Below are 10,907 nucleotides of genomic sequence, written 5' to 3'. Positions count from 1 at the left end.
CAGCCACCGACAGATCCAGCGCAAGGCATCCGAGGAGCCTGTCGAGTAGCAAGTCAGGCGCCCGCGAGGCCGCCGCGCCCATTCTCAATGTCGAGGAGCCGCCGCAAGCGGCGTCTCGAGACCACACAGCCGCGCTGTGCGACTGGTCTCGTGACGCGTGCGGGCTCCGCCCGCGCAAGCGCGACCCTTCCCCGCTGGTCGAGGAGCCGCCGCAGGCGGCGTCTCGAGACCACCCGGTCGCGCTGTGCGACCGGTCTCGTGACGCGTGCGGGCTGCGCCCGCGCGCTCCTCGACCAAGCGCGGCCCCTTCCGCTGGTCGAGGAGCCGCCGCAGGCGGCGTCTCGAGACCACACGGTAGCCGCGTGCGCCAGGTCTCGTGACGCGTGCGGGCTCCGCCCGCGCGCTCCGCGACCAAGCGGGGACGGGGTCGCCGTCAGCCCCGCCGCACCGCCGCCGCGACCTCGCGCGCCCACGTGCCCGGGCCCGTCACCTCGACGCTCCCGAGGCCCTGCCACGCCGCCGCCTCGGCGAGCGCGGGCGCGAGCCGCTCGGCCAGCTCACCGGCCCGCTCGGCGTGCGACGGCTCGACGGTCGCGTGCTGCACGCGCAGCACGCCGGCTCGGCGGTCGCTCTTGAGGTCGACGCGTCCGACGAGCTCGTCGTCGACCAGCACCGGCAGCACGTAGTACCCGTGCTCGCGCTGCGGCGCGGGCGTGTAGATCGAGATGCGGTACTCGAAGCCCCACAGCCGCTCCGCGCGCGGGCGGTGCCAGACGATGGGGTCGAACGGCGACAGCAGGGCCGTCGCGCGCACGCGGCGGGGGTTGCGCGCCCGCGCCCACCGGTAGGCGGGGCGGCCCCAGCCCTCGACCGAGACCGGCTCGAGCTCGCCCGCGTCGACGAGCGCATCCACCGCCACCTGCGTCTCGGCGCGCTGCAGCCGGTGGTAGTCGGCGAGGTCGTCAAGCGTCGCGACGCCGTAGGCCTCGGCGGCGCGCGCCACGAGCACCCGGTGCGCCTCGCCGCGCTCGACCTCGCCCCGCGCGGCCTCGGGCAGCACGGCGTCGGCGACCGCGTAGCGGCGCTCGAAGCGCGAGCGCCCCACGGTGACGAGCTCGCCGCGCCGGAAGAGCACGGCCGTCGCCCAGTACGCATCCGACTTGTTCCACCACCCGCCCGGCAGCCGCTGGTGCGCCGGATGCTCCATCTCGCTCGGCCGGATCGGCCCGCGCTCGGCGAACTCCGAGAGCACGCCGTCGATGAGCGTCGAGTGCTCGGCGGCCCAGCGCTCGTCGTTCGGGCGCATCGGCTGCTGCCGCTTCCACGCCCACAGCGGCCAGTCGGCGACGTCGATGACCGCGGCCTCGTGCGCGACGTACTCGGTGTAGCCGCCGAGCCGCCGCCCGTGGTCGTGGTGCAGCAGCCGGTCGAGCGCGGTGCGGTCGTAGGGCCCGAGCCGGCTCAGCAGCGGCAGGTAGTGGCTGCGCTCGAACACGTTCACCGAGTCGAGCTGCAGGAGGCCGAGCCGGGCGATGGCCCGCTGCAGGGTCTTGGCGCCGGTGCGGCCGCGCTCGCCGGGCAGCGCCCCGTCGAGCCCGCCCGCGGCGATCGCGATGCGGCGCGCCTGGGCGGCGGAGATGCGGGCTGCGGTCACGCCTCGGAGGCTAGCAACGGCCGCCGACGCATGCCCGCGCCGTGACCGTCCCGCGCCGTAGGATCGACCAATGGTCCTCCGACGCTCCACGCCCGAGGGGCCTGACGCGCCCTCGGGAGCGGTCGACGAGGTGGTGCCCCGCGGCATGCGCATCGCCGGCGCCTGGGCATGGCGCTTCGTCGCCGTCGCCGCGGCCGCCGCGATCGTCATCTGGCTCATCGTCGTCTTCCGCATCGTGGTCATCCCGCTGCTGGTCGCGGCCCTCATCACCACCGCGCTGCTGCCCGTCGTCGACGGCCTCGTGCGCGCCCGCTGGCCGCGCGGGCTCGCGGTCGCGGTGTCGATCGTGGGCCTGCTCGTCGGGGTCGTCGCGCTCGGCTGGCTCGCGGTCTCGCAGATCCGCGACGAGTACCCGGCGCTGCAGGAGCAGGCGGTCGAGTTCTGGGATGAGACGCGGGGCTGGATCCTGTCGCTCCCGTTCGAGATCGACGAGCAGGATCTGCAGGGGTTCGGCACCAACATCATCGGCACGATCCGCGACGACGTCTCCTCCGTGCTCTCGAGCGCGCTGTCGGTCGGCTCGTCGGTCGGACACTTCCTCGCGGGCGTGCTGCTGACGCTCTTCGCGCTCATCTTCGTGCTCGCCGACGGCCAGCGGATCTGGCGCTGGCTCGTCGTCGTGCTGCCGAAGAACGCGCAGGCCGCCACCGACGGCGCGGCTCGCGCCGGCTGGGTCACGCTCGGCAACTTCGTGCGGGTGCAGGTGCTCGTCGCGTTCATCGACGCGGTCGGCATCGGCCTCGGCGCCTTCATCCTGGGGCTCTTCTTCGAGGGCGGCATGCCGATCGTGCTGCCGATCGCGATCCTCGTCTTCCTCGGCTCGTTCATCCCCATCATCGGCGCGATCGTCACCGGCACCATCGCGGTGCTCGTCGTGCTCGTCTCGTTCGGCTTCTGGCCGGCGGTCATCATGCTCGGCATCGTGCTGCTCGTGCAGCAGATCGAGAGCCACGTGCTGCAGCCGCTCATCATGGGCACGGCCGTCAAGGTGCACCCGCTCGCGGTCGTGCTCGCGGTCGGCGCCGGCTCGACGATCGCGGGCATCGCGGGCGCGTTCTTCGCCGTGCCGGTGGTCGCGTTCCTCAACAACTTCGTCAAGACCATCGCGACCGGATCCTGGCGCACCAACCCCGACCCATCCGTGGAGGACGTCGTCCGATGACCGACACGACCCGACCGGGAGCCGCCGCGCTGCCCGGCACCGCAGCCCCGGCCCCGACCGGGTCGGCCCTGCCCGGCCCCGACCTCGCAGGCTTCGAGGCCGCCCGCGCGCGCCTCGTCGACGTCGTGCAGGTCACGCCGATGGAGCGCTCGCGCTACCTGAGCGGCATGCTCGGCGCCGAGGTGTTCCTCAAGTGCGAGAACCTGCAGCGCACCGGCGCCTACAAGATCCGCGGCGCCTACAACATGCTCGCGAAGCTGGACGCCGAGCAGCGCGCCCGCGGCGTCGTCGCCGCATCGGCCGGCAACCACGCGCAGGGCGTCGCGTTCGCGGCGACCGAGCTCGGCATGCGCTCGACGATCTTCATGCCCGTCGGCGTCGCACTGCCCAAGCTGCAGGCGACGCGCGACTACGGCGCGGCGGTCGAGCTGCGCGGCCTCGACTTCCAGACGGCGCTCGCGGCCGCGATCGAGCACGTCGAGCGCACCGGCGCGACCTTCGTGCCGCCCTACGACCACCCCGACATCATCGAGGGGCAGGGCACGCTCGGGCTCGAGATCCTCGACCAGGTGCCGGATGCGACGACGGTGGTCGTGCCGATCGGCGGCGGCGGGCTCGCGGCCGGGGTCGCCTCCGCCATCCGGCAGCGCGCCGCGCTCGACGGTCGCGAGATCCGCATCATCGGCGTGCAGGCGGAGCGCGCGGCGAGCTACGTCGACTCGCTCGCGGCGGGGGAGCCGACGACGATCGTCACGCGCCCGACCATCGCCGACGGCATCGCGGTCGCGCGCCCCGGCGCCCTGCCGTTCGCGATCATCCGCGACGCCGTCGACGAGGTCGTCACCGTCTCGGACGACGACATCGCGCGGGCGCTCATCGTGCTGCTCGAGCGCGCGAAGCTCGTCGTCGAGCCGGCCGGGGCGGTGGCGATCGCGGCGATCATGACCGGGCTCGTCGCGGCCGACGGCCCGACGGTCGCGGTGCTCTCGGGCGGCAACGTCGACCCGCTGTTCATGGAGCGGGTCATCTCGCGCGGCCTCGCGGCGTCGCAGCGCTACCTGAAGGTGCGGATGGCCCTGCCCGACCGGCCGGGCCAGCTCGCGATCATCGCGCAGATCGTCTCCGACGAGCAGGCCAACGTCGTCGAGGTGCTGCACACGCAGCACGACGCGTGGACGTCGATCACCGACGTCTCGATCGACATCTCGGTCACGACGCGCGGGCCCGAGCACGCCGAGCGGGTGCTCCAGGCGCTGCGGCGCGCGGGCTACGAGCCGCAGGTGCTCTAGACCGCAGCCGCGCTGTCGGTCGCGGCGGTCGGCCGCGGTGCGCGTGCCTAGCCGCGGTACGTCTGCACGTCGGTGATCTCGACGTCGATCGTCGCGCCCGACGGCGTCTGGTAGCTGGCCTTCTCGCCGATCTTCAGGCCGAGGATCGCCGCGCCGAGCGGGCTCGCCTCGCTGTAGACGTCGAGGTCGTCGCCGGCCTCCGCGATCTCGCGGTTGCCGACCAGGAAGGTGGTCTCGTCGCCGGCGATCGTCGCCGTGACGACGGTGCCGAGCTCGACGACGCCGCTCGCCGTGGGCGCATCGCCGACCTTGGCGGTGCGCAGCAGCTGCGTGAGCTGGGCGATGCGGGCCTCGATCTGCGCCTGGTCGTCCTTGGCCGCGTGGTAGCCGCCGTTCTCCTTGAGGTCGCCCTCGTCGCGGGCCTCCTCGATGCGCTTGGCGATCTCGGCGCGGACGGGACCCTGCAGGTGCTCCAGCTCGCCCTGCAGGCGGTCGTGGGCCTCCTGGGTCAGCCAGGTCTCCGTGGTGCCGTTCATGTGGTCTCCCGATATGCACAGAACCGGCCCCGAGTGGGCCGGTCCGGGGGACAGTCTATGACAGCCAGCACTCCGAGACCAATCCCGTGGTCGCCGGCTCGCTCGTGCGCACCTCGACCCGGTGGGTGCTCGTGAAGCCCTCGGCGGGCGGCAGGTCGAGCTCGAGCCAGCCCACGACGCCGTACGCGGGGTTGAGCGCCTGCACCGCGCACGACACTTCGGTGCCCGCGTCGACCGACACCTCGAAGATCACCTCGACGGTCGTGTCGTCGACGATCGAGAAGCCGATGTCGCGCGTCTGCAGAGATGTGCGGCTCGGGTCGGTGCCGACCCACCACACCCACAGGGTCGCGACCACCAGCACCGCGACGCCCGCCGCGATGCCCAGGATCCGCTCCCGGCGCGACCAGCTGCGCGTGCGCCCGTAGCGGGCTTCGAGATCGGTCATGCGGGCCTGTCGTGGGAGGATGGGTGCGTCCATCCAGCCTACCGTCGCGCCGCTCGGCGCGGCTCGGGCTGCACTTCGAGGGGAGAGCCCGTGCGACGGCTGCTCGCGGTGCATGCGCACCCTGACGACGAGTCCAGCAAGGGCGCGGCGACGCTCGCCCGCTACGCCGCCGAGGGCGCGCAGGTGACGGTCGTCTCCTGCACCGGCGGCGAGAGCGGCAGCGTGCTCAACGAGCGCTTCGAGCCGCTGCACCGCGCCGTGCGCGACATGACGGGGGTGCGCCGCCTCGAGATGGCGGCGGCGCAGGAGGCGCTCGGCATCGACCACGCGTGGCTCGGCTACGTCGACTCGGGGATGCCCGACGAGGGCGAGCCGCTGCGCGAGCTCTCGTTCGCCACCATCCCGCTCGAGATCTCGGGCCGCCCGCTCGTGCGGCTCATCCGCCGCCTCCGGCCCCACGTGGTCGTGACCTACGACGAGACGGGCGGCTACCCGCACCCCGACCACATCCGCTGCCACGAGGTGACGATGTGGGCGGTCGAGCACGCGGCGAGCGGCCTGCCGGAGCTCGGCGAGCCGTGGGAGGTGCCGAAGGTGTACTTCGACCGCACGATGAGCGGCGCACGGCTGCGCGCGCTCCTGGGGGCGCTCGAGCACACGGCGCCCGACGACGAGCGGCTGCCGTTCGTGCGCGAGTGGGCCGAGCGGATGGGCGACCGCGGCGAGTCGATGACGACCCGCGTCGACGTGGCTGCGCACCTCGAGGCGCGCGACCTCGCGCTGCGGGCACACGCGAGCCAGGTGGATCCCGAGTCGCGCTTCTTCTTCTGGCCGAACGAGCTGCTGCGCCAGACGTGGCCGACCGACGACTACGAGCTCGTGCGCTCGCGCGTGCCCGCGGACGGGCCCGAGGACGACCTCTTCGCCGGCGTCGAGGAGGACGCATGATGCCGCTGCTGCTCGAGGAGCTGCCCTACGACCCCAACCAGGTCACGCCGGGCTGGATCGGGTTCACCGCGACGGCGCTCGTGGCGATCGTCATCATGGCGCTCATGTGGGACTTCAACCGCCGGGTGCGGCGCATCAGCGACCGCGCCGAGGCGAAGGAGCGCATCGAGGCCGAGCTCGCGGAGCAGCGCGCGGCGGAGGCGCCGGATGCCCCGGCCGGGCACCGCGCGGACGACGCGGACGGGCGCGCCGACGACGCGCCGCCGCGCACCCCCTGACGAGTCCGGTGCCCCCGCAGACGACCCCTTGACGGGCCCGAGGGCCGGGCAGACACTGAGCGCAGCAGCGTCGCCCATGCCGGGCGGCGCTCGCGGCATGCCTGCCGGAGGGAGCTCTCATGCGCCGTCGTCTTCGCAGCCCCAGGGACATCGACGCGTTCGGCCGGCTCGTCGCGGCCCTGCGCGTCCACCTCGAGCAGCGGCATCCCGCCAACGACGCGGAGCGCGCCATCGCCGAGTCGATGCGGGCGCACGAGGTGCCCGTCGGCGCCGCCAGGCGCATGCTCCAGACCTTCGACGCGATGCCTCGCCGCGCGCGGCTCACGCTGCTCGGCGACGTCGCCGACCCGGGCTTCGTGCCCGCCGAGCGCACCCCCGAGCGCCCCGAGCGCACCGCGCAGCCGGTGACGCTCACCGTGTCGTCGACGGTGCTCGCGCGGCTCGGCCGCCTCATCGACACCGGCGCCGTGGCGACCGGCGACGTGCGGGAGGAGATGCTCGACGAGCAGACGGATGCGCCGCCCGTCTACACGATCAACTACCGAGGGCTCTGGTGCGAGGACGAGACCACCTGGGACTGGGTGTCGTGGGCGGACGAGATCTACGTCATCACGAGCGCCGTGCACGTCGAGGGCGGTGCGAACGTGGTGCGCACCGAGCGGCACCCGGTCGCCGAGGACGATCGCTGGTACGAGGACGTCGACTCCGACGAGGCGAGGCTCGGCCCGGTCGCCGCGTGCTGGCACGGCAGGGCCGACACCGTCTCGCTCACCGCGGTCGTGATGGAGCACGACATGGGCGACCCGGACGCGTACCGGGAGGAGATCGACGCGCTCGTCAAGGCGGCGCTCGCCGTGCTCGCCTACTTCTACCCGCCCGCGGCGCTCGCCCAGCTGCTGAGCTCCACGATCACCGACGCGGTCAACTGGCTGCTCGACACCGCCGACGACCCGATCGAGACGCAGACGGTGGTGCACTCGAGCGGCATGCTCGAGGCGCTGTCGACCAGCTATCGCGCGACGTACCTCGGCGAGGGCCAGCGGCACACCGGCCTCGAGTACCACTTCCTCACGAACCACGCCGGCGGAGGCGCGCGCTACGTCGTGGGCTTCGAGGTGCTGCGCGACCCGGAGCACCTGCCGGAGGGGCCCTTCCTCTAGCGCCGGCTCACAGCACGGCGAGCGACGTCGCCCGCCACCGGCCGTCGAGGCCCTCGAGCCGGATCGCGACCGCGCGGCTGCGCCCGGACGAGCGCACGACCACCGCGCCCTCGACGACCCCGTCGGCCGTGTGGCACGCGCGCACGCTCGTGATGGCGAAGCCGGGCACGGTGCGCTCGGCGCTGCGGCCACGGCCTCGCCGGGCGCTGAGCGCCCGCTGCACGAGCAGGTCGTAGGTCGGCTCGGTGACCCAGCGCGCGATCTGCTGCACCTCGCGCACGCCGAGCAGGATCTCGATCACGCTCGTGGCGAGGTTCTCGAGCAGCGGCGCCGGGTCGGGCAGGGCCGCCGACGAGCACGGCTGGAAGTCGAAGAACTCCTCGGCGTCGACCGCCGTCATCCGTCGTCTCGTCATGCCCTGCCCCCTCGCATCCGGCGCCTCCGGGTCGGCCTCGCACCGCGGCGACGCCGTCGCGGGAGAAGGTAGCCGGATGCGCGGCGGGCGGGGGATGGGCAGATCTGCCCTGTGGAGAGCGCTCGACACGGGCGCGTGCGCGGCGGTTAGATTCGCCCGCGTGCGCTTCGACGACCTCTTCGACGACCTCGAGAGCCAGCTCGAGGCCGAACTGGGGGCCGAGCGGCGCGACCTCGATGCCGAGGAGGAGCGGTTCCGCGTCGGCCGGCTCGAGCTGCGCGAGCGCATCGCCGCGGCGCCGCGGGCGCTCGACCTGACGCTCCGCGGCGGCGGGCGCCTGCGCCTGCGCCGCATGGCGCTCGGGCGCGACTGGCTCAACGGCGTCGTGCTCGAGGGCGCGCCCGCCGAGACGGGCGCGATCGTGCCGCTGCAGGCGATCGCCGGCATCGAGCTCGACGCCGACGGCGCCGCGGCCTCGGTGCGGCCGACCGTCGCCGCGGGCGACCTGCAGGCGCGCCTCAGCTTCGCGTTCGCGCTCCGCGACCTCGCGCGCCGGCGCGCGCCGGTCATCCTCGAGGGAGCACTGCCGGTCGCGGGCACGATCGACCGCGTCGGGCGAGACCACCTCGACCTCGCTGTGCACGAGCCGGGCGCGCATCCGCGGCTCGGCACGGTGCGCTCGTGGCGGATCGTGCCGTTCTCGGCCTTCGACTGGGTGCGGCTGCCGTAGCGGGTCAGCGCTGGCCGAACAGGTCGGCGATGCTCGCCGACTGCGCCTGCCGCCACAGCCCGCGACGGCGCTCGAGCTCGAGCTCGCGGTCGACCCACGACTGCACCTCGTCGTCGGCGACGCGCCACGCGCCGCCCACGCGCACGCCGCGCAGCTCGCCCGCCTCGAGCAGCTCGACGACCGCGGCCGGCGTCGTGCCGAGCACCTCGGCGACGTCGGCGACGGCGAGGAACCGGCGGGCTTCGATGGGCATGGCCCCATTGTGGGGGAGCGTCGCGCCGCGTGAGCCGACCCTGTGGAGAACTTCAGCGACGCGCCCGGGCCTCCTGCCACGGTGGTGCCACCGACGAGGGAGGACGCCATGGCAGCACGCCGCACCTGGATGGATCCGAGGCTCGTGATCGGCGTCGTCCTCGTGCTCGCGTCGCTCGCGGGCGTGTGGCTCGTCGTGCAGGAGTCTGCGCGCACCGAACGAGCGTGGTCGGCGACCCGCACGCTGCTGCCGGGCGAGACGATCGGCGCCGGCGACGTCGAGCCGGTCGACGTGCGCCTGCCGGAGTCGCACGGCCACTACCTGGATGCGTCGCACGACCCGGTGGGGCTCGTCGTCGCGTCGACGGTCGGGCAGGGCGAGGTGCTGCCGGTGCGCGCGGTCGGCACCGCCGCGAGCGAGGATCGCGCCGCGGTCGTGATCGACGTCGAGGGCGCGTTGCCGCGCTCGGTGCGCGCCGGCGCCATCGTCGACGTGTGGACCGCGGCCCCCGCGGACGACGGCTTCGCCGCGCCCGACGTGCTGGTCGACGGCGCGGTCGTGGTGGGGCTGCTCGAGGACGAGGGGATCCTCGCGACCTCGGGAGCGCAGCTCGAGCTGCTCGTGCCGAGGGATGAGACGGCGCGGCTGCTCGAGGCCGTCTCGAACCAGCACGCGCTCAGCGTCGTGCCGCTCGCCCAGCCCGTCGAGGCGGCGCCGTGATCGGCATCGCCGTCTCCGCGCCGCTCGAGCGCGAGGACGCCATCGTGCGCGAGGCCGCGCGGCACGGGCACCGCGTCGCGATCCGCGCCGCGACCGCCGCCGATCTCGTCGAGCGGCTCGCCGCCCGTCCCGCCGACGCCGAGCCGCGCATCGACCTCGTGCTGGTCGTGGCCGACGAGCACCACGCGAGCCGCGCGCTCGTCGAGGCGTGCGACGAGCGGGCGCTGCGGCTGCTCGCGCTCGCCGACAGCGCCGCCGAGCGCGCCCGCGCCGCCACGCTCGGCCTCGACGCGGTCGCGTGGGCCGACGGGTTCGCGGGCGTCGAGGCCGCCGCGACGCCCACGGCCGACGAGGCGCCGGCCGCGGCGCGGGAGCGCGGCCGCGTCATCGCGGTGTGGGGCCCGGCGGGCGCGCCGGGCCGCACGACGGCCGCCATCGCGCTCGCCGCGGAGCTCGCGCTGCTGGGCCGCAGGGTCGCCCTCGTCGACGCCGACACCACGAGCGCATCCGTCGCCCCCGCGCTCGGGCTGCTCGACGAGTCGCCCGGCTTCGCCGCCGCGGCGCGCCTCGCGCGCGCCGGCAGCCTCACCGTCGACGAGCTCGACCGCGTCGCCCAGCAGGTGCCCACGATGGGCGGTGTCGTGCGCGTGCTCACGGGGATCGGCCGCGCGAGCCGCTGGCCCGAGCTCGGCGGCGATCGCGTCGCCGAGGTGCTCGAGCGCTGCCGCGACTGGGTCGACTGCACCGTCGTCGACGTCGCCGCGAGCCTCGAGCGCGACGAGGAGATCTCGAGCGACCTGTTCGCGCCGCGGCGGCATGCGGCGACGATCGCGGCGCTCGAGGGCGCCGACGAGATCGTCGCGGTGTCGGGCGGCGACGCGGTCGGGATCGCGCGCCTCGTGCGGGCGCTGCCCGAGCTGCGCGAGCTCGTGCCGCAGGGCAGGGTGCGGGTCGTGGTGAACAAGGTGCGGGCCTCCGCGATCGGCGTCGCGCCCGAGCTGGCGGTGCAGGAGACGCTGCGGCGGCTCGCCGCCGTCACGCCCGAGGCGTGCTGGCCCTACGACGCGCGCGCCGCCGATGCGGCGCTGCTCGAGGGGCGGCCGCTCGTCGACGTCGCGGGGCGCTCGCGGCTGCGCCGTCGCGTGCAGGAGCTCGCCGCCGCGCTGCTGCCCGGCGACGCGCCGCCCAGTCGGGCGGCCCTGCGCGCGGCCGAGCGGCCCAGGCGCAGCTGGCGCGCCGCGCTACGCTGATCGG

13 protein-coding genes are annotated in these 10,907 nt (G+C 74.6%); 8 read left to right on the top strand and 5 right to left on the bottom strand.

What is annotated here, in order from left to right; genetic code table 11:
- Positions 1 to 433 precede the first annotated feature (433 nt).
- Positions 434 to 1,654 (bottom strand): DNA glycosylase AlkZ-like family protein, encoded by a 1,221-nt coding sequence (locus tag J2X49_RS12910; protein ID WP_310127037.1) that lies wholly within the window; start codon positions 1,652 to 1,654, stop codon positions 434 to 436.
- Between the two features lie 70 nt (positions 1,655 to 1,724).
- On the opposite strand from J2X49_RS12910, the gene J2X49_RS12905 reads away from it, so the two are divergent.
- Together J2X49_RS12905 and ilvA are read left to right on the top strand one after the other, a co-directional pair.
- Positions 1,725 to 2,876 carry an AI-2E family transporter gene (locus J2X49_RS12905; protein WP_310127034.1) on the top strand — a complete coding sequence of 384 codons (1,152 nt, stop codon included), beginning with the start codon at positions 1,725 to 1,727 and terminating at the stop codon, positions 2,874 to 2,876.
- Entirely contained in the window at positions 2,873 to 4,165 is a 1,293-nt protein-coding gene (gene ilvA, locus J2X49_RS12900; RefSeq protein ID WP_246991947.1) for a threonine ammonia-lyase, read from the top strand. Before J2X49_RS12905 ends, ilvA begins: the two co-directional genes overlap by 4 nt.
- Before the next feature lie 47 nt (positions 4,166 to 4,212).
- Here the strand turns inward: ilvA and greA are convergent, their stop codons facing one another.
- Both greA and J2X49_RS12890 read right to left on the bottom strand, forming a co-directional pair.
- Positions 4,213 to 4,701, bottom strand: a complete 489-nt coding sequence (gene greA, locus J2X49_RS12895) for a transcription elongation factor GreA (protein ID WP_128189391.1) — start codon at positions 4,699 to 4,701, stop codon at positions 4,213 to 4,215.
- Between the two features lie 55 nt (positions 4,702 to 4,756).
- The gene (locus J2X49_RS12890; RefSeq protein WP_164877096.1) at positions 4,757 to 5,149 is read right to left on the bottom strand and encodes a DUF4307 domain-containing protein; all 393 of its coding nucleotides are present in this window, start codon (positions 5,147 to 5,149) and stop codon (positions 4,757 to 4,759) included.
- Between the two features lie 90 nt (positions 5,150 to 5,239).
- On the opposite strand from J2X49_RS12890, the gene mca reads away from it, so the two are divergent.
- The 3 genes from mca to J2X49_RS12875 all read left to right on the top strand — a co-directional run bounded on the left by mca (position 5,240) and on the right by J2X49_RS12875 (position 7,535).
- Positions 5,240 to 6,097 carry a mycothiol conjugate amidase Mca gene (mca, locus tag J2X49_RS12885; protein ID WP_310127025.1) on the top strand — a complete coding sequence of 286 codons (858 nt, stop codon included), beginning with the start codon at positions 5,240 to 5,242 and terminating at the stop codon, positions 6,095 to 6,097.
- Entirely contained in the window at positions 6,094 to 6,375 is a 282-nt protein-coding gene (locus J2X49_RS12880) for a hypothetical protein (RefSeq protein ID WP_310127022.1), read from the top strand. The genes mca and J2X49_RS12880 overlap by 4 nt, the downstream gene beginning before the upstream one ends.
- Before the next feature lie 119 nt (positions 6,376 to 6,494).
- On the top strand, positions 6,495 to 7,535 hold the full coding sequence (locus tag J2X49_RS12875) for a hypothetical protein (RefSeq protein ID WP_310127019.1): 1,041 nt from the start codon (positions 6,495 to 6,497) through the stop codon (positions 7,533 to 7,535).
- Between the two features lie 7 nt (positions 7,536 to 7,542).
- Here J2X49_RS12875 and J2X49_RS12870 read toward each other — a convergent pair whose 3' ends face one another.
- Positions 7,543 to 7,950: an Rv3235 family protein gene (locus J2X49_RS12870; RefSeq protein ID WP_128189396.1), complete on the bottom strand. Its 408-nt coding sequence runs from the start codon at positions 7,948 to 7,950 to the stop codon at positions 7,543 to 7,545.
- Between the two features lie 160 nt (positions 7,951 to 8,110).
- Between J2X49_RS12870 and J2X49_RS12865 the strand changes: the two genes are divergently transcribed.
- A complete protein-coding gene (locus J2X49_RS12865) occupies positions 8,111 to 8,680 on the top strand; it encodes a hypothetical protein (RefSeq protein WP_310127014.1) in 570 nt (189 codons plus the stop codon).
- Positions 8,681 to 8,684: 4 nt separating this feature from the next.
- On the opposite strand, the gene J2X49_RS12860 is transcribed toward J2X49_RS12865, so the two are convergent.
- Positions 8,685 to 8,933 carry a helix-turn-helix domain-containing protein gene (locus tag J2X49_RS12860; RefSeq protein WP_146358034.1) on the bottom strand — a complete coding sequence of 83 codons (249 nt, stop codon included), beginning with the start codon at positions 8,931 to 8,933 and terminating at the stop codon, positions 8,685 to 8,687.
- A gap of 108 nt (positions 8,934 to 9,041) precedes the next feature.
- On the opposite strand from J2X49_RS12860, the gene J2X49_RS12855 reads away from it, so the two are divergent.
- Together J2X49_RS12855 and J2X49_RS12850 are read left to right on the top strand one after the other, a co-directional pair.
- Complete coding sequence (locus J2X49_RS12855) at positions 9,042 to 9,653, top strand: hypothetical protein (protein WP_310127009.1); 612 nt, start codon at positions 9,042 to 9,044, stop codon at positions 9,651 to 9,653.
- Positions 9,650 to 10,903 carry a regulator gene (locus J2X49_RS12850; protein ID WP_310127007.1) on the top strand — a complete coding sequence of 418 codons (1,254 nt, stop codon included), beginning with the start codon at positions 9,650 to 9,652 and terminating at the stop codon, positions 10,901 to 10,903. Before J2X49_RS12855 ends, J2X49_RS12850 begins: the two co-directional genes overlap by 4 nt.
- Positions 10,904 to 10,907: the final 4 nt, after the last annotated feature.

It is taken from the genome of Agrococcus sp. BE272 (assembly GCF_031457935.1).
GTDB classification, from domain to species: Bacteria; Actinomycetota; Actinomycetes; order Actinomycetales; family Microbacteriaceae; genus Agrococcus; species Agrococcus sediminis.
This window is presented reverse-complemented; position numbering and strand designations above follow the sequence as displayed.